This is a genomic window from Streptomyces sp. NBC_00704, from assembly GCF_036226605.1.
Lineage (GTDB): Bacteria > Actinomycetota > Actinomycetes > Streptomycetales > Streptomycetaceae > Streptomyces.
This window is the reverse complement of sequence record NZ_CP109000.1, coordinates 6,135,756-6,154,096: the sequence shown is the minus strand read 5'-3', so window position 1 is coordinate 6,154,096 and position 18,341 is coordinate 6,135,756. Positions and strand designations below refer to the sequence as shown.

Annotated in this window: 14 protein-coding genes; 6 read left to right on the top strand and 8 right to left on the bottom strand. The window is 71.8% G+C overall.

The window, feature by feature from the left end:
* Positions 1 to 97: 97 nt before the first annotated feature.
* Positions 98 to 1,486: a M16 family metallopeptidase gene (locus OG802_RS26765; RefSeq protein WP_329414403.1), complete on the bottom strand. Its 1,389-nt coding sequence runs from the start codon at positions 1,484 to 1,486 to the stop codon at positions 98 to 100.
* Positions 1,483 to 2,832, bottom strand: coding sequence for a M16 family metallopeptidase (locus tag OG802_RS26760; RefSeq protein WP_329414401.1), 1,350 nt, complete (start codon positions 2,830 to 2,832; stop codon positions 1,483 to 1,485). Before OG802_RS26760 ends, OG802_RS26765 begins: the two co-directional genes overlap by 4 nt.
* Before the next feature lie 271 nt (positions 2,833 to 3,103).
* On the opposite strand from OG802_RS26760, the gene OG802_RS26755 reads away from it, so the two are divergent.
* Positions 3,104 to 5,569 carry a DNA gyrase/topoisomerase IV subunit A gene (locus tag OG802_RS26755; RefSeq protein ID WP_329414400.1) on the top strand — a complete coding sequence of 822 codons (2,466 nt, stop codon included), beginning with the start codon at positions 3,104 to 3,106 and terminating at the stop codon, positions 5,567 to 5,569.
* Here OG802_RS26755 and OG802_RS26750 read toward each other — a convergent pair.
* On the bottom strand, positions 5,566 to 6,684 hold the full coding sequence (locus tag OG802_RS26750; protein ID WP_329414399.1) for a CobW family GTP-binding protein: 1,119 nt from the start codon (positions 6,682 to 6,684) through the stop codon (positions 5,566 to 5,568). The genes OG802_RS26755 and OG802_RS26750 overlap by 4 nt on opposite strands.
* Before the next feature lie 287 nt (positions 6,685 to 6,971).
* On the opposite strand from OG802_RS26750, the gene OG802_RS26745 reads away from it, so the two are divergent.
* The 4 genes from OG802_RS26745 to OG802_RS26730 all read left to right on the top strand — a co-directional run bounded on the left by OG802_RS26745 (position 6,972) and on the right by OG802_RS26730 (position 12,202).
* Positions 6,972 to 8,219, top strand: coding sequence for a citrate synthase (locus OG802_RS26745; RefSeq protein ID WP_329414397.1), 1,248 nt, complete (start codon positions 6,972 to 6,974; stop codon positions 8,217 to 8,219).
* A gap of 427 nt (positions 8,220 to 8,646) precedes the next feature.
* On the top strand, positions 8,647 to 9,588 hold the full coding sequence (locus OG802_RS26740) for a sucrase ferredoxin (RefSeq protein ID WP_329414396.1): 942 nt from the start codon (positions 8,647 to 8,649) through the stop codon (positions 9,586 to 9,588).
* Between the two features lie 227 nt (positions 9,589 to 9,815).
* Positions 9,816 to 11,525: a sensor histidine kinase gene (locus tag OG802_RS26735; RefSeq protein WP_329414394.1), complete on the top strand. Its 1,710-nt coding sequence runs from the start codon at positions 9,816 to 9,818 to the stop codon at positions 11,523 to 11,525.
* Positions 11,522 to 12,202, top strand: coding sequence for a DUF7342 family protein (locus OG802_RS26730; RefSeq protein WP_329414392.1), 681 nt, complete (start codon positions 11,522 to 11,524; stop codon positions 12,200 to 12,202). The genes OG802_RS26735 and OG802_RS26730 overlap by 4 nt, the downstream gene beginning before the upstream one ends.
* 14 nt (positions 12,203 to 12,216) lie before the next feature.
* On the opposite strand, the gene OG802_RS26725 is transcribed toward OG802_RS26730, so the two are convergent.
* The 3 genes from OG802_RS26725 to OG802_RS26715 all read right to left on the bottom strand — a co-directional run bounded on the left by OG802_RS26725 (position 12,217) and on the right by OG802_RS26715 (position 15,215).
* Complete coding sequence (locus OG802_RS26725) at positions 12,217 to 13,275, bottom strand: ABC transporter substrate-binding protein (protein WP_329414391.1); 1,059 nt, start codon at positions 13,273 to 13,275, stop codon at positions 12,217 to 12,219.
* A 271-nt stretch (positions 13,276 to 13,546) separates the two neighbouring features.
* On the bottom strand, positions 13,547 to 14,410 hold the full coding sequence (locus tag OG802_RS26720; protein ID WP_329414389.1) for an ABC transporter permease: 864 nt from the start codon (positions 14,408 to 14,410) through the stop codon (positions 13,547 to 13,549).
* Positions 14,400 to 15,215, bottom strand: a complete 816-nt coding sequence (locus OG802_RS26715; protein ID WP_329414387.1) for an ABC transporter ATP-binding protein — start codon at positions 15,213 to 15,215, stop codon at positions 14,400 to 14,402. The genes OG802_RS26720 and OG802_RS26715 overlap by 11 nt, the downstream gene beginning before the upstream one ends.
* Before the next feature lie 160 nt (positions 15,216 to 15,375).
* Here OG802_RS26715 and OG802_RS26710 point away from each other — a divergent pair, with 160 nt between their 5' ends.
* Entirely contained in the window at positions 15,376 to 16,068 is a 693-nt protein-coding gene (locus tag OG802_RS26710) for a response regulator (protein WP_329414385.1), read from the top strand.
* Positions 16,069 to 16,122: 54 nt separating this feature from the next.
* Here the strand turns inward: OG802_RS26710 and OG802_RS26705 are convergent, their stop codons facing one another.
* Both OG802_RS26705 and OG802_RS26700 read right to left on the bottom strand, forming a co-directional pair.
* The gene (locus tag OG802_RS26705; protein ID WP_329414384.1) at positions 16,123 to 17,715 is read right to left on the bottom strand and encodes a solute symporter family protein; all 1,593 of its coding nucleotides are present in this window, start codon (positions 17,713 to 17,715) and stop codon (positions 16,123 to 16,125) included.
* A complete protein-coding gene (locus tag OG802_RS26700; RefSeq protein WP_329414382.1) occupies positions 17,712 to 18,290 on the bottom strand; it encodes a DUF485 domain-containing protein in 579 nt (192 codons plus the stop codon). The genes OG802_RS26705 and OG802_RS26700 overlap by 4 nt, the downstream gene beginning before the upstream one ends.
* Positions 18,291 to 18,341: the final 51 nt, after the last annotated feature.

Below are 18,341 nucleotides of genomic sequence, written 5' to 3'. Positions count from 1 at the left end.
CACCCCAATTCGGGCACATGAGGGTCTCAATTCCCTCACGCGAGGGCCCCGGTGACGCTCACGTCGACCGGGGCCCCACGCGCGTGCCGTCACCGCGCTACTCCGCGGAGACGACCTTCACCTCACCGATGCCGAGGGCCTCGACCGGCTCCCGGATCTGCGCCGCGTCGCCCACCAGGACCGTCACCAGCCGGTCCACCGGGAAGGCGTTGACGGCCGCCGCGGTGGCCTCGACCGTGCCCGTCGCGGCGAGCTGCCGGTACAGCGTCGCCTGGAAGTCGTCGGGCAGGTGCTGCTCCACCTGGTCGGCGAGCGTGCCCGCCACGGCCGCGGCGGTCTCGAACTTCAGCGGCGCCACCCCGACCAGGTTCTGCACGGCGACGTCCCGCTCCGCGTCGGTCAGGCCCTCGGCGGCCAGGGTGCGCAGCACCTTCCACAGGTCGTCCAGCGCGGGACCGGTGTTGGGGGTGTCCACGGAGCCGCTGATGGCGAGCATCGCGGCGCCCGAGCCGTCCGGCGCGGAGCGCAGGACCTGCCCGAAGGCGCGGACCCCGTACGTGTAGCCCTTCTCCTCGCGCAGGACGCGGTCCAGGCGGGAGGTCAGCGTGCCGCCGAGGCAGTACGTGCCGAGCACCTGGGCGGGCCACACGCGGTCGTGCCGGTCCGCGCCGATCCGGCCGATCAGCAGCTGCGTCTGGACGGCGCCGGGGCGGTCCACGATGACGACCCTGCCCCTGTCGTCGGCGGTCACCGGCGGCACCGGCCGCGGCTCGGCCGTAGAGCCCGTCCAGGCGCCCAGGGTGTCGCCCAGGAGCTCCGCCAGGCCGACGCCGGTCAGATCGCCCACGATCACGGCGGTGGCCGTCGCCGGGCGGACGTGCCGGTCGTAGAAGGCGCGCACGGCGGCGGAGTCGATCTTCTCGACCGTCTCCGCGCTGCCCTGGCGCGGGCGCGACATGCGCGCGGTGGCCGGGAACAGCTCCTTGGAGAGCTCCTTGGCGGCGCGCCGGGCGGGGTTGGCCAGCTCGTGCGGGATCTCGTCCAGGCGGTTGCGGACGAGACGCTCCACCTCGCTGTCGGCGAACGCGGGGGCGCGCAGCGCGTCGGCGAGCAGGCCCAGGCCCTTGGCCAGCCGCGAGGCCGGCACCTCGAGGCTGAGGCGGACGCCGGGATGGTCGGCGTGCGCGTCCAGAGTGGCTCCGCAGCGCTCCAGTTCGGCGGCGAACTCCTCGGCGGAGTGCTTGTCGGTGCCCTCGGAGAAGGCGCGCGCCATGATCGTGGCGACGCCGTCGAGACCGGCCGGCTCGGCGTCCAGGGGCGCGTCGAGGATGACCTCGACGGCGACGACCTGCTGGCCGGGGCGGTGGCAGTGCAGCACGGTCAGACCGTTGTCCAGCGTGCCGCGCTCGGGCGCGGGGAACGCCCACGGCTTGGCCTCGCCCGCCCGGGGCTGGGGGTGGAAGTCCATCGTGGCGAGCTCGGTCACCGGGCCGCCTCCTCGTTCTCGTCCTGGTCGGCGGGGGCTTCGGCGGCGGTCGGCTCGTAGACGAGCACCGCGCGGTTGTCGGGGCGCAGACGGGCCTTGGCGACCTCCCGCACCTCCTCGGGCGTCACGTCCAGCACCCGCTGGACGGCGGTGAGGGCGAGCTGCGGATCGCCGAACAGGACCGCGAAGCGGCACAGTTCGTCGGCGCGCCCGGCGACCGTGCCGAGACGGTCGAGCCACTCGCGCTCCAACTGGGCCTGCGCGCGCTCCATTTCCTCCGCCGTGGGGCCCTCCTCGGCGAACCGGGCGAGCTCCTCGTCGATGGCGGTCTCGATGACGGGCACCTCGACGTCGCCGGACGTCTTCACGTCCAGCCAGCCCAGCGAGGGGGCGCCGGCGAGGCGCAGCAGGCCGAAGCCGGCCGCCACCGCCGTGCGGTCGCGGCGCACGAGCCGGTTGTAGAGGCGGGACGACTCGCCGCCGCCGAGCACCGTGAGCGCCAGGTCCGCGGCGTCGCACGCGCGCGTGCCGTCCTCCGGCAGCCGGTAGGCGGCCATCAGGGCGCGGGCGGGCACCTCCTCCTCGAGGACCTCGCGGAGCTGCTCGCCGATGACGTCGGGCAGGCCGCCGTCGCGGGGGGCGGGCTTGCCGTCGTGGCCGGGGATGGAGCCGAAGTACTTCTCGACCCACGCGAGGGTCTGCTCCGGGTCGATGTCGCCCACCACGGAGAGCACCGCGTTGTTGGGCGCGTAGTACGTGCGGAAGAACGCACGCGCGTCCTCCAGCGTCGCCGCGTCCAGGTCGGCCATCGAGCCGATCGGCGTGTGGTGGTACGGGTGGCCCTCCGGGTAGGCGAGAGCGGTCAGCTTCTCGAAGGCCGTGCCGTAGGGGACGTTGTCGTACCGCTGGCGGCGCTCGTTCTTGACGACGTCGCGCTGGTTCTCCATCGACTCGTCGTCGAGCGCGGTGAGCAGGGAGCCCATCCGGTCCGCCTCCAGCCAGAGGGCGAGCTCCAGCTGGTGGGCGGGCATGGTCTCGAAGTAGTTGGTGCGCTCGAAGCTGGTGGTCCCGTTGAGGGACCCGCCCGCGCCCTGGACCAGTTCGAAGTGCCCGTTGCCCTTGACCTGCCCGGATCCCTGGAACATCAGGTGCTCGAAAAGGTGAGCAAGGCCGGTACGCCCCTTGACTTCGTGGCGTGAGCCGACGTCGTACCAGAGGCACACCGCCGCGACGGGGGTCAGATGGTCCTCCGACAGCACCACGCGCAGCCCGTTGGCCAGGCGGTGCTCGGTCGCTGTCAGGCCCCCGGAGCCTGCCTGGGCTGTGGCCGTGTGACCCATGGGCATGTACGTCCCTTCCGATCGCGGACGCGGTCGTCGAAACCGCGGTTTTCCTGCCGGTCCTGCCACTGTATGCAAGCGTGCGGACGGTCGGCGAAGTTCCCGGGCGACGTACGCCGAGAGCGAGATCGCGTAGCCTGCGGGCAGCCGTGGAGGAGGTGCCTTCGCGTGCCGGCCCGGACGGCCGACGCCGGGTCCTCGCCCGCTCTGTCAGTGCCACGGTCCACAATGGTCCGCATCAGATCCCGTCACACGCCCCAGCAAGGAGCCGGCAGCGATGGCCCGCCGCAGCACGAAGACCCCGCCGCCCGACGACTCGTACGAGGAGCGCATCCTCGACATCGACGTCGTCGACGAGATGCAGGGCTCCTTCCTCGAGTACGCGTACTCGGTCATCTACTCCCGCGCCCTGCCGGACGCCCGTGACGGCCTGAAGCCGGTGCACCGCCGCATCGTCTACCAGATGAACGAGATGGGCCTGCGCCCCGAGCGCGGCTACGTCAAGTGCGCCCGCGTCGTCGGCGAGGTCATGGGCAAGCTGCACCCGCACGGAGACGCGTCGATCTACGACGCCCTCGTGCGCATGGCCCAGCCGTTCTCCATGCGGCTGCCGCTGGTCGACGGCCACGGCAACTTCGGCTCGCTGGGCAACGACGACCCGCCGGCCGCCATGCGGTACACCGAGTGCCGTCAGGCCGCGGCGACGAGCCTGATGACGGAGTCGATCGACGAGGACACGGTCGACTTCGCGCCCAACTACGACGGCCAGGAGCAGGAGCCGGTCGCGCTGCCCGCCGCCTTCCCGAACCTCCTGGTCAACGGCGCCTCCGGGATCGCGGTCGGCATGGCCACCAACATGCCGCCGCACAACCTGGGCGAGGTCGTCGCGGCCGCCCGCCACCTCATCCGGTATCCCGGCGCGGACCTCGACGCCCTGATGAAGTTCGTCCCCGGCCCCGACCTGCCCACCGGCGGCCGCATCGTCGGCCTCTCCGGCATCCGGGACGCCTACGAGAGCGGCCGCGGCACCTTCAAGATCCGCGCCACGGTGGCGGTGGAGACCGTCACGGCCCGCCGCAAGGGCCTGGTCGTCACCGAACTGCCCTTCACGGTCGGCCCCGAGAAGGTCATCGCGAAGATCAAGGACCTGGTCGGCTCGAAGAAGATCCAGGGCATCGCGGACGTCAAGGACCTCACCGACCGCGCGCACGGCCTGCGTCTCGTCATCGAGATCAAGAACGGCTTCGTGCCGGAAGCGGTCCTGGAGCAGCTCTACAAGCTGACGCCGATGGAGGAGTCCTTCGGCATCAACAACGTGGCACTGGTCGACGGACAGCCGCTCACGCTGGGCCTGAAGGAACTGCTGGAGGTCTACCTCGACCACCGCTTCAACGTCGTGCGCCGGCGCAGCGAGTTCCGCCGCACCAAGCGCCGCGACCGGCTGCACCTGGTCGAGGGTCTGCTGACGGCGCTCGTCGACATCGACGAGGTCATCCGGCTGATCCGCTCCAGTGACAACAGCGCGCAGGCCAAGGAGCGCCTGATCGAGCGCTTCTCGCTGTCGGAGATCCAGACCCAGTACATCCTGGACACGCCGCTGCGCCGCCTGACCCGGTTCGACCGTATCGAACTGGAGGCGGAGAAGGAGCGGCTCAACGAGGAGATCGCCGAGCTGACCCGGATCCTCGAGTCGGACGCGGAGCTGCGCAAGCTGGTCTCGGCCGAACTGGCCGCGGTGGCCAAGAAGTTCGGCACCGAGCGCCGCACAGTGCTGCTGGAGTCCTCGGGCTCCACCGCCGCGGCCGTGCCGCTGCAGGTCGCGGACGACCCCTGCCGCGTACTCCTGTCCTCCACGGGCCTGCTGGCCCGCACCGCGAACGCCGAGCCGTTCGCCGACAGCTCCGAGGACACGGACGACCGGCGCACCAAGCACGACGTGATCGTCTCGGCCGTCCCCGCCACCGCGCGCGGGGAGATCGGCGCGGTCACCTCGGCGGGCAGACTGCTGCGGATCAACGTCGTCGACCTGCCGCAGCTCCCCGACACCGCTTCGGTGCCCAACCTGTCGGGCGGCGCCCCGCTGGCGGAGTTCGTCTCCCTGGAGGGCGACGAGACGGTGATCTGCCTGACCACGCTCGACGAGTCGTCCCCCGGTCTGGCCATCGGCACGGAACAGGGCGTCGTCAAGCGGGTCGTGCCCGACTACCCGTCCAACAAGGACGAACTGGAGGTCATCGGCCTCCGGGACGGCGACCGGATCGTCGGCGCCGTCGAGCTGCGCACCGGCGAGGAGGACCTGGTCTTCATCACCGACGACGCCCAACTGCTGCGCTACCAGGCGGCACAGGTGCGGCCACAGGGCCGTCCGGCGGGCGGTATGACGGGCATCAAGCTCACCGAGGGCGCCAGGGTGATCTCGTTCACGGCCGTGGATCCGGCGGCGGACGCGGTCGTCTTCACCATCGCGGGCTCGCGCGGAACGCTGGACGACTCGGTCCAGACGACCGCCAAGCTCACCCCGTTCGACCAGTATCCGCGCAAGGGCCGGGCCACCGGCGGCGTGCGCTGCCAGCGGTTCCTGAAGGGCGAGGACTGCCTGTCCCTGGCCTGGGCGGGTCCCGTCCCGGCCAAGGCGGCGCAGAAGAACGGTCTGCCGGCCGACCTCCCCGAGATCGACCCCCGCCGAGACGGCTCGGGCGTGTCCCTGCCGAAGACGGTCGCGGTGGTGGCGGGACCGGTCTAGATCGGGACTTCGGGCCGCTCGGAATCCTCGGGGTCGACGAGGTCCCCGGGGTTCTCGAGATCCTCAGGGTTCTCGAGATCCTCGGGGTCCTGGACGTAGCGCAGCACGCCCCACATCTCGTGTTCGCCCGCGGGCGGGGCGTCGCTCACGCAGGCCTCCAGCGCCCCGCCGACGGCGGCGGCGTCGATGCCGGAGCCGATGAGGACGAGCTCGGTGCGGCGGGGGTCGTCGCCGGACGGCCAGGGCTCAGGGTGGAACCGGAGAAAGCGCCCGACAGCGTGTACGGCGTACCGGTTGACCGGATCATGTGGACCGAAGTCAACGTATCCCTTGATCCGGTACAGCCCTTCCGGCCGGCTGTCCAGGAAGTCCATCAACCGTCGCGGCGCCAACGGCACTTCGGAGGTGAACGAAACGCTGTCGTAGGCGGTGTGAAGGTGCTCGGCGTGGTCGTCCGCGTCACGGTCGTGCAGGTCGTCGAAGGTCAGCTGCCCGACGCGCTCCTCACTCGGTCTGCAGTCGAAGAGGAACTCCGGGTCGATGCGGCCATAGGTGGCGGGGACGACGGCAGCGCCGTCGGTCAGCGAACGCACCAGCTCCAGCACCCGGTCGGCGTCGGGCGCGCGGTCGAGCTTGTTGACCACGACCAGGTCGGCCAGGCCCAGGTGCCGGTCGATCTCGGGGTGCTTCACCCGGGTGTCGTCGAACTCGGCCGCGTCGACGATCTCGACGAGTCCGCCGTACACGATCCGCGGATGGTCGGTGGCCAGCACCATCCGCACGAGTTCCTGCGGCTCCGCGAGACCGCTCGCCTCGATGACGACGACGTCGATGCCGACGGCCGGACGGGCCAGTCGTTCGAGGTAGGCATCGAGCTCACTGCTGTCGACGGCGCAGCACAGGCAGCCGTTGCCGAGGGAGACCGTGGAGTCGCCCAGCGCACCGGCCACCGCCATGGCGTCGATCTCGATGGCGCCGAAGTCGTTGACGATCGCGCCGATCCGGCTGCCTCCGCTGCGGTGCAGCAGATGATTGAGCAGGGTCGTCTTGCCGGAGCCGAGGAATCCGGCGAGCACGACGACCGGGATCTGCTGCGGACTGCGACTCTGCGACACGTACGTACGACCTCTCTTGCGCCTGCTTCTGCACCGGTTCGCGGCCCGGTGCACCCACGGGACGGACCGCGGCCCAGAATACGAGCCGACCAGGCCGCCGCGGCTCCACGCCCGCTGTTCACCGCCGGCCCCCGCCCGCCGCGCCTGGCCCGGGGCGACGGTCCGGGTCGACGGTCCGGGTCGACGGTCCGGGTCGACGGTCCGGCGACGGGGGCACGCCCCGCCCTGGAACTCCGTTGTCCACAGGCGCGGATTCCACACCTGCGCCAGTCGATACCGTGATCCCCATGCGCGATCAGGAAACCGGCCCCGGCCACCCCGAACGACGGCTGAGCACCAGGGAGGTCGCTGACCTGCTCGGGGTGAAACCCGACACCGTCTACGCGTACGTCAGCCGCGGCCGGCTGAGCAGCAGACGCGCGCGCGGCGGCCGGGGCAGCACCTTCGACGCCCGGGAGGTCGAGGCTCTCGCGCGGCGCACCAGGCGCGAGGGCGGCGGTCCCGGTGCGGAACCGTCCGTGCGCACGCGTCTCACCCTCATCGACAAGGACCGCTACTACTTCCGGGGCGTCGACGCGGTCGCCCTGACGGCCCGCCACTCCTACGAGGAGGTCGCCGAGTGGCTGTGGACGGGACGGCTCCACGAGGGGGCCGTCTTCACCGCGCCGGAGGCGTCGGTCGAAGCCGCCCGCCGTGTCGTGGACGCCCTGCCCGAACACACCGGCCCCACCGACCGGTTGCGGGTCGCGGCCGTCGCCGCGGCGGCCGCGGACCCGCTGCGATTCGACCTGTCCGAGGAAGCGGTACTCGCCACCGCGCGCGTCCTGATCCCCACCCTGGTCGCCGCTCTGCCTCCCAAGCGTCACACCCACCGCGACGGCGACTCCCTCGCGGGCCGTCTGTGGGGGCGGCTCAGCGGGCGGCCCGCCGGCAAGGCGCAACTGCACGTCCTGGACACGGCTCTCGGTCTGCTCGCCGACCACGATCTGGCCGCCTCGACGCTCGCGGTGCGCGTCGCCGCCTCGGCCCGCGCGCACGCCTACGCGGCCGTGTCCGCCGGGCTCGGCGTGATCGAGGGGCCCTTGCACGGCGCGGCCGGCGGGCTCGCCCACCGCATGCTGCTCGACGTCCTGGACCTCGGCAGCGCGGGTCCCGTGGTCGCGCAGGAACTGCGGGCCGGCCGTCGCATCCCCGGACTCGGCCATCGGCTCTATCCCGGTGAGGATCCACGCGCGCGTGCCCTGTTCGCCCTCCTGGAGGAGATTCCGGAGGCCGCGCCCGCCCTCGCCGCGGCCCGGGACGTCGTGGCCACCACCGCCCGGCACACACCGCTGCACGCCAACGTGGACCTGGCCCTCGCCGTCCTCACCGCGTCGAGCGGGATGGAGGCCTCGGCCGCGGAGACGATCTTCGCCGTCGCCCGGACGGCGGGCTGGATCGCGCACGCCCTGGAGGAGTACGGCGAACGCCCCCTGCGGATGCGCCCGAGCGGACACTACGTCGGGCCGAAACCGCCCCAGCCCCTGCCCGGCTGAGATCGGGCCGCCGGGGGGGCGTCGCCGGACACCCCCTGGCGGGCCGCCGCAGCACGGCCGGACATCCGGACACTCCGAGCATCCGGGGCGCGCAGGACGCGTCGCGCAAGGCCGGCCTGCCCGGGTGTCCTCCCGCACACCTTCACGCGTCCGGCCGGATGCCGGACGGACGCGGAGCCCGGTCGGCCGCGAGGCACGCTGGCTTGCGGGTTCTCGGCGGGCGCTCGGCCGTGATCCGCCGCTCCGGCCGACGGCCCCCGGACCCAAGGACGTCGGACCCAAGGGCGTCGGCCCCGGGTGTCGAACCGCGGACCTCGGCCGCCAGGCGTCGGCCCCCATGCGGAAAGGTCGCCCCGGACTCGCCTCAGGACGACTGCCGAACCGGGCCGGAAGTCGTTCGGAGCCGAGTCAGGTTAGGCTCACCTCTGTGAGTACGTGCGCGACCGTCTCGCGGGACCTCGACGAGCCCCTCTCCGGAACCGCGGCCACGGCAACCACCTGGCTGCTCCTCGAGCAGCCCGGCCCCTGGGGCGCCAGAGCGCTGGTCTCGAGCCACCTGGACCCCTCCCTGGGCCGCGCCCTGGAGGCGGCCGCGCAGGGCACGGGGGTGCGCATCGCGCTCATCCGGCGTCCCGGCCCCCACGCGGACTTCGGCGCTCCGGCGCTGCGGCAGGTGTACGCCGCCCACACCGTTCCCGGGCGGGTGTGGCTGCACGGCGCCACGACCCACGATCCGCGCCGGTTGCTGGACCTCGACTTCGCCGCGCTCGGCCGGGGCGAGCACCGCACCTTCGACGACGCGCTGCGCGGCAGGCCCCACACGGGCGACCCGCTCGCGCTCGTCTGCACCAACGGCAAGCGCGACCGCTGCTGCGCGCTCCTCGGCCGTCCGCTGGCCGCGCAACTGGCCGCCTCGGGGATGCGGGACGCATGGGAGGTCACCCATCTGGGCGGCCACCGCTTCTCCCCCACCGTGCTGGTTCTGCCGCACGGATACGCGTACGGCCGCGTCGACGCCCACACCGTCGGGGAGGTCCTGCACGGTGTCCAGGACGGCCGGATCGTCCTGCGGGGGTGCCGGGGCAGCTCCGCGTGGGAGCGGCCCGGTCAGGCGGCGGAGCTGGCGGTGCGCGAGGCGACCGGTGAGGTCGCGGCGCAGGCCCTGAGCGTCGTGCGGACCGCCGGTGGCGCGCCGCGATGGGAGGTGACCGTCGCGCACACCGACGGGCGCCGCTGGGAGGTCGTGGTGGACCAGACCGCCGCGTCGCCGCCCCGGCCGGAGAGCTGCGGTGCGTCGGTCCTCGGTGCGCCCGCGCGGATGGACGTCGTGGCGGTGCGGGAACTGACGGGTGCCGCATCGGTCGGCTAATCGATGCGGCTGGGCGCGCGCCCTGGGGCAGGGCCGCTCCGAACGCAGCGACCGCGCGTTTTCGACGGCCTCCGCACTCTGCGAGGCTTCCGCGCGATCATGGCGAGCCTGGCGAACATGACGCAGTCAGCATGGACGCGGCCGAATCGTTTCCTCTTGAGCCGGTCAAGAGATCCGCATCACTCACCCCTACGGTTGTGCGGTCCCGTCCACGTACCGTCTTGGGTATGAGCCCCACTCCCCCCGCCCGCCGCCTGCGCCTCGGGATGCCGCGGCGCATGTTCTCGCAGCTTCTGCTCATGCAGCTGGCGATCGCCGCGGGGGTCGTGGTCCTCGCCACCGGACTGTTCCTCGCCCCCCTCGGCGACCAGCTCGACGACCAGGCGATGCGCCGTGCGCTGGCCATCGCGCAGACCACCGCCGCGGTGCCGCAGATCGCCGAGGACCTCCAGCACTCACGGCCGACGGTCGGCGGGCCGGTGCAGCAGGAGGCCGAGCGGATCCGCAAGGCCAGCGGCGCCGAGTATGTCGTGGTGATGGACCTGCACGGCATCCGCTGGTCGCACCGGGAACCCGCCGAGGTCGGCGGCCATGTCTCGACCGACCCCGGCGACGCCTTGCGCGGGCGGGACGTCATGGAGATCGACAGCGGGACCCTGGGCCGCTCGGCCCGCGGCAAGGTCCCGCTGCGCGACGGCCAGGGCAAGATCATCGGCGCGGTCTCGGTCGGCATCGAGTACGACAGCGTGCGCGCCCGGCTCATCCACGCGATCCCCGGTCTGTTCGCCTACGCCGGGGGCGCGCTGGCGGTGGGTGCGCTGGCGGCCTGGCTCATCTCCCGGCGGGTCCAGCGGCAGACCCGCGACCTGGCCTTCTCCGACATCTCCGCGCTGCTCGCCGAGCGCGAGGCGATGCTGCACGGCATCCGGGAGGGCGTCGTCGCCCTGGACCGGGCCGGCCGCGTCCGCCTGCTCAACGACGAGGCGCAGCGCCTGCTGGGCATCGGCGACGAGGCGGTGGGCGCGCTCCCCGACGCGGCACTCGGCGAGGGACGCACCGCCGACGTGCTGGCCGGCCGGGTGGACGGCACCGATCTGATCGCCGTGCGCGGCCAGCGCGTCCTGGTCGTCAACCGCATGCCCACCGACGACGGGGGCGCCGTGGCCACCCTGCGCGACCGCACCGAGCTGGAGCAGCTCGGCCGTGAACTCGACTCGACGCACGGTCTCATCGACGCGCTGCGGGCCCAGGACCACGAACACGCCAACCGGATGCACACGCTGCTGGGCCTGCTGGAACTGGAGATGTACGACGACGCCGTGGAGTTCGTCGGCGAGGTGGTGGGCGATCACCGGGCGACGGCGGAGCAGGTGACCGAGAAGATCGGGGATCCCCTGCTCGCCGCGCTGCTCGTCGGCAAGGCGACCGTCGCGGCCGAACGGGGCGTCGCCCTGTGGGTCTCCGACCGGACCCGGCTGCCCGACCGGCTGGTCGATCCGCGCGGACTCGTCACCGTCGTCGGCAACCTCGTGGACAACGCGCTCGACGCCGTCGCGGGCACGCCTCACGCGCGCGTGGAGGTCGAACTGCGCGCCGAGGGCCGTACCGCCGTACTGCGGGTGCGGGACACCGGCCCCGGCATCCCTGTCGAGCAGCGCGAACTGGTCTTCACGGAGGGCTGGTCCACGAAGAAGCCGCCCGCCCACGGCAAGCGCGGCATCGGGCTCTCCCTGGTGCGCAGGCTCGCCGAGCGGCAGGGCGGCAGCGCGGCGGTGGGCGAGGCGACCGGCGGGGGCGCCGAGTTCACCGTCGTCCTGCCGGAGACGTTGACGGAGCCCGGCGTCCCGGCCGGCCCGCCGGGGCCGCGGCCCGGCCCGCAGCCCGCCCTGACCGCCCCGGTGGCGGGCGCGGGCGCCGTCGAGGAGGGGTCGCGGTGATCGAGGTCCTGGTGGTGGACGACGACACCCGGGTCGCCCGGGTCAACGCCGCCTACGTGGAGAAGGTGCCCGGCTTCCGGGTGGCGGGCGAGGCCCACAGCGCGGCCGAGGCGCTGCACCGGCTGGCGACACTGCCCCGTGTGGACCTCGTCCTGCTGGACCACTACCTGCCCGACGAGACGGGTCTGGAGGTCGTCCAGGAGATGCGCCGGCGCGGTCACCAGACCGACGTGATCATGGTGACCGCCGCGCGGGACGTCGGGACGGTGCAGGCCGCCATGCGCCAGGGCGCTCTGCAGTATCTGGTGAAGCCGTTCGCCTTCGCGGGTCTGCGGGCCAAGCTGGAGGCCTACGCGGATCTGCGCCGCACCCTGGACGGCGGCGGCGAGGCCGAGCAGGCCGACGTCGACCGGATCTTCGGCGCGCTGTCGGCCCCGTCGGAGCCGGGTCTGCCCAAGGGGCACTCCCCCACCACCGCCGAACTCGTACGGCAGGCGCTGATGAGCGCCGAGGGACCGCTGTCGGCCCAGGAGATCGCCGACCGGACGGGGGTGAGCCGGCAGACGGCCCAGCGCTATCTGAAGCTTCTGGAGCGTACGGGGAGGGCCCGTCTCACCCTGAAGTACGGCGACGCGGGCCGCCCGGAACACCGTTACGTGTGGGCGACCCGCGCCTGAGGGCGCTCGATCCGTCAGCCCGTCGCCTTCTGGACGAACTCGGCCGTGTACGTCTTGTCGAGGTCGACCTCGGCGTTCTGGATGTTCGGGTTGAACGCCTTGAGGACCTTCTCCACCGTCTCCGGGCCGTTCTTGGGCATCACGCCGTCCGTGGTGAACATGGGCAGCGTGTTCTTGATGGCCACCGAGTACAGCATCTTGTTGCCCTGCGAGTAGTCGGCCGGCATCTTGTCGGCGATGTCGCTCGCGCTGTGGGTGGACATCCACTTGAGCGTCTTGACGAATGCATTGGCCAACCTCTGGACGGTGTCCTTGTGGCTGTTGACCCAGCTCGTCTGCATGTACAGGCTTGACGACGGGTAGGGGCCGCCGAGCGCCTCCTGGGATCCCTGCGGCGTCCGCATGTCGAGGAGGATCTTCCCGGCCTTCTTGTCCAGGATCGTCGCCACGGTCGGGTCGGTCGTCATGCCTCCGTCGATGGCGCCTTGTTGCAGCGCCGCGATGAAGGTCGGCCCGGCGCCCACGGCGACCGGGGTGAACTCGCTGACCTTGACGCCGTTCTTGACGGCGAGGTACTTGGTGAGGAAGTCGGTGGACGAGCCGAGGCCCGTGACGCCGAGCTTCTTGCCCTTGAAGTCCTTGGGCGAGGCGATGTCGTCCTCGGCCTTCGTCGACACGATCTCCACCTCGCCGGGCGCCTGCGAGAACTGGACGACGGACTCCACCTCCTTGCCCTTCACCTGAAGGTCGAGGGTGTGGTCGTAGAAGCCTACGGCGCCCTGCACCTGGCCGGAGACGAGCGCGGTCTCGGCCTGCACACCGGCCGGTTCGCTCAGCAGCTCGACGTCGAGTCCCTCGGCGTCGAAGAAGCCCAGGCGCTGGGTGAGCATGGCGGGCAGGTAGATGACCTTGTCCAGGCCACCGACCATGATCTTGACCTTGATGCCCTTGCCGTCGCCCTTGCTGTCGGCGCCGGAGGACGCCGTGGCGGCGTCGTTGGCGCAGGCGGTGAGCGAGGAGAGGGCGAGGAGACCGGCGGCGGCAACGGCCGCGTATCTGGTGGGTGTGCGCATGGCGGGGTTCACGTCCTTGTGAGAAGGCGCTGCGGAAGGCTGCGAGGTTCGCGGGAAGGGGCGGCGGTGCGGGGGACGACCGGCGCGGAAAGCAGGGCATGTGGGGGCGTCTCGGGGTCCGGGGTGCTCGATGCCGGTCGAGGTGATCTCGGCCGAGCTGGGTGATCTCGGCCGATCGGAGTGATCTGGGTGATCTCGGGCGGTCGGAGCGTCGCGGTAGGGCGGAGGAGTTCCGGGTCGACCGGCGAGGTCGGAGGTGGTGGGGCGGCGGTCAGCCGTCCGAGCCCGAGGGCTTCCAGCGGAAGATGCGGCTTTCGGCGAACGTCAGCAGCCCCTCGGCGACGAGGGCGACGACGGCGAGGATGACCATCGCCGCGTACACGCCCGCCGCGTTGAAGGTGCCCTGGGACTGGGCGACGAGGAGCCCGATGCCCTTGGTCGCGCCGATGTACTCGCCGACGATCGCGCCGATGAGCGCGAAGCCGAAGCTCACGTGCAGGCTGGTGAAGATCCAGGAGGTGGCGGACGGGATGACTACCTGGAGGGTCACCCTGCGGTCGCTCGCGCCCAGGATGCGGGCGTTGGCGACCAGGTTGCGGTCGACCTCGCGAGCGCCCTGGAAGGCGTTGAAGAAGACCGGGAAGAACACCAGGACGACGGCCGAGGCGACCTTGGAGGCCGGGCCGAGTCCGAACCAGATCACGAAGATCGGGGCCAGCACGATCCTGGGTATGGAGTTGAGCACCTTGATGTATGGACCAAGGATGTCGGCGAGAAAGGTGATGCGCCCAAGCGCGATACCGCACACGACACCGGCGACCACACCGATGATCCAGCCGAGCAGCGCCTCGTAGAGCGTGTACCAGATCTGCTCGCCGAGTGAGCCCAGTGCGGTCCCGTGCCTGAGCCAGGTGGAGATCTGGTCCCAGATCTTGCTCGGCATCGAGAAGTTGAACGGATCGATGACCTCGGCGCGGGACAGTCCTTCCCACAGGGCGAGCACGGCCACCAGGAGCAGGACGCGGAACACCGTGACGACGATCTTGCGTCTGCGTGCGGCACGCGCGCGTGAATGGGCGCGATCCGGTGCGGGGACGGCGTCGGCCACCGGTGTGCTGAGAAGGTCAGGCGACATGGGCGGCACCTCTTTCACGGGTGATGCGGACCTCTTCACCGAGGGACTCCCAGATCTCGCGGTAGATCTCGATGAACCGCGGCTCCAGACGCACCGACTCGACCTTGCGCGGCCGCGGCAGGTCGATGTCGAAGACCTGCTTGACGGTCGCGGGACCGGCGGTCATCACGACGACCTTGTCGGCTAGCGCGATGGACTCCTCCAGGTCGTGGGTGACGAACACGACGGACGCGCCCGTGCCCTCCCACAGCTCGAGCAGTTCGTCCGACATCAGAGCCCGGGTCTGCACGTCGAGCGCGGAGAACGGCTCGTCCATGAGCAGGATCTCGGGATCGTTGACGAAGGTCGCGGCGAGGGCCACCCGTTTGCGCTGGCCACCGGAGAGCTGGTGCGGATAGCGGTCCTCGAAGGCGGTGAGTCCGACCCGGCCGAGCCACTCACGGGCCCTGCTCTTCGCCTCCGCCTTCGGCACACCGCGGAAGCGGGGGCCGGCCATGACGTTCGACAGGACCGTGCGCCAGGGAAACGTCGCGTCCTGCTGGAAGACGAAGCCGACCTTGTCGCCGACGCCACGCACGGGCTGCCCGGCGACCAAAACCTCACCCTGGGTGGGCTCCTCCAGCCCGCTGACCAGGGTCAGCGTAGTGGACTTCCCGCAACCGGTCGGTCCGACGACGGCCACGAACTCGCCGTGCCCGACGGTGAGGTCGAGTTCCCGCACAGCGGTGTGCGGAGCCCCCGACGGGGTCCTGAAGACCTTGCTCGCGCCCCGCAGCTCGATGGCGGGGCTGGTGTGTGCGCTCATGGCCGGGGACGGTAGGGGTGACCGGCGAGACAGCATCAGCCTTGTGAGCGCATGCGCTTCTTTTGCTTGCAAAGCCCTGTTGTGCTCGTTTTGCTCGCGCTACAACAGCGAAGCCGAAACACGGGCGCGACGCCCGCCTGGCCCTCAGGAGAGAGGCCCGATGATTGACGTCCTGGTGGTGGACGACGACTTCCGTGTCGCCGAGATCAACGCCAAATACGTGGGGAAGGTTCCCGGATTCCGGGTCGCCGCCCGCGCACACAGTGCCGCCCAGGGGCTCGCCTGCGTGCAACGCGGGAACATCGACCTCGTCCTGCTCGACCACTACCTGCCCGACGGAACCGGCCTCGACCTCGTCCACCGCATGCGGGAACAGGGGCACGGCACCGACGTCATCATGATCACCGCGGCCGGCGACGTGACGACCGTGCAGACCGCGATGCGCCTGGGCGCCCTGCACTACCTGGTCAAACCGTTCACGTTCGCAGCGCTGCGCAGCCGCCTGGACTCCTACGCCGCCCTGCGCCGCACGGTGGACCGGGTGGGCGGCCACGGCGTCGCCGGGCAGGAGCAGGTCGACCGCATCTTCGGCGCCCTGCGCACCGGCCCGGGACCGTCCTCGCCCGGTCTGCCGAGCGGCCACTCCGAACCGACCGCCGACCTGATCTGCACCGTCCTGCACCGCGCGAGCCGCCCGCTGTCGGCCCACGAGGTCGCCGCCGAGACCGGCCTCAGCCGCTCCACCGCCCAGCGCTACCTCCGCCAGCTGGAACAGGCCGGACGGCTGCACCTCTCGCTCAAGTACGGCGACACGGGCCGCCCGGAGCACCGCTACGCGTGGGTGGCGCCGTAGCGGGGCCTTCGCACACCCGGGCTCCTCCACCGTCGGCGGTCCGGGCGGCGGCCGTCACGCGGCCCCCGCCCCGGTCAGGGACCGCACCTCGGTCTCCGCGTGCTTGGCCTCGTCCGCGATCTCGGCCGAGGTCACGGTGCCGAGCCAGCCCGCCACGAATCCCAGCGGGATCGACACCAGACCGGGGTTCTGCAGCGGGAAGTACTGGAAGTCCACGTCCGGGAAGAGCGACTCGGGGCTGCCCGACACCACCGGCGACAGCACGACGAGTGCCAGCGCCGGGACCAGGCCGCCGTACACCGCCCACACGGCTCCCCGCGTGGTGAAGCTCCGCCAGAACAGCGAGTACAGCAGCACCGGCAGGTTCGCGGACGCGGCGACGGCGAAGGCCAGCCCGACCAGGAAGGCGACGTTGAGATCGCGAGCCAGCAGGCCGAGTCCGATCGCGACCACGCCGACGCCGACGGCGGCGACCCGCGCCACCGTGACCTCGCTGCGAGGCTGCGCGTTCCGCCGGCGCAGCGAGGCGTAGAGGTCGTGCGCCACCGACGCCGACGAGGCGAGCGTGATGCCGGCGACGACGGCGAGGATCGTGGCGAAGGCGACGGCCGTCACGACCGCGAACAGCACCGTGCCTCCCGTGGAGTCCGCGCCGCCCCCGAGGTCGAGCGCCAGCAGGGGCACGGCCGTGTTCCCGGAGGCGTTCGACCCGCGCACGGCCTGCGGGCCGACGATGGCCGCCGCACCGAAGCCGAGCACGATCGTCATCAGATAGAAGCCGCCGATCAGCCCGATCGCCCAGACGGCGGAGCGCCGGGCGGCCTGCGCGGTCGGCACCGTGTAGAAGCGGGACAGGATGTGCGGCAGCCCCGCCGTGCCCAGCACCAGCGCGAGCCCCAGACTCATGAAGTCGAACCGCGCGGTCCAGTCCCCGCCGTACTTCAGGCCGGGCGCCAGGAACGCGGCCCCGTGCCCGCTGCGGTCGGCCGCCGTGCGCAGCAACTGGTCGAAGTCACCGTGGAAGCGCACCAGGACGAGCACGGTGAGGACGACGGTGCCGCCCAGCAGCAGCACGGCCTTCACGATCTGGATCCAGGTGGTGGCCCGCATCCCGCCCAGCGACACGTAGACGACCATGAGCGCACCGACCCCGATGACGGCCCAGGACCGCGCCGCCTCGCCCGTGTCGCCCAGCAGCAGTGCGACCAGACTGCCCGCGCCCACCATCTGCGCCACCAGGTAGAGCACGGACACGGTGACCGACGAGGTCCCCGCCGCGATGCGCACCGGCCGCTCGCTCATGCGCGCGGCCACCACGTCGGCGAGGGTGAACCGACCGCAGTTGCGCACCAGTTCGGCGACGAGGAACAACACCACCAGCCAGGCGACGAGGAAGCCCACCACGTACAGCAGCCCGTCGTAGCCGAACAACGCGATGAGCCCGGTGACGCCCAGGAAGGACGCGGCCGACATGTAGTCACCCGCGATGGCAAAACCATTCTCCATCGGGGAGAACAACCGCCCGCCCGCGTAGAACTCCTCGGCCGAACCGTGCCGGTTGCGACTCACCCAGGTGGTGATCCCCAGTGTCACCGCGACGAACACGCTGAACAGCAGCAACGCCGGTGTCTGATGGTTGCCGGTCATGATGCGCCGCCTCTCGCTCCGCGTGTCAGCTCCTGGGTGTCCCAGCGCAGTTCGAGCGCCGCCCGGTCCCGGCGCAGCCGCGCGTGGCGGGCGTAGGCCCAGGTGAGCAGGAACGTGCTGAGGAACTGTCCGAGACCGGCGAGCAACCCGATGTTCACCGCCCCCGTCACGGGCCGCGCCATGAACTCCGGGGCCGTCGTCGCGGCCACGACGTAGGCCACGTACCAGACGAAGAACCCGAGGACGGCGGGCACCACGAAGCGCCGGTACCGTCGGCGGACCTCCTGGAAGGCCGCACTGCGCTGAACCTCGAGATAGACCTGCGCCGCCGCCGCGGCACCCGTCTCCCGCGCACGGCGGGCCGCCGGCACCTCGCCGGCGTGCGGGCCGGCAGCGGCCGACTCGCCCCAGCCGGAGGCGAGAGCGTCGTACCACGGGTCCTCGTAGTGCGGCTCTCCCGGCGCATCGACGAATGCCCGGCTCGGGTCCTCGTGGTGTTCACGCGCGTGCGACGTGGAACCGCCGGTCTCGGGACCGCCCTCGCCGGCACGGGCACGACCGTTGCTTGACTGCATGCCCAAGGATGGACAGAACGGGAACATCCCCGACTCTTCTTCCCGGAACGC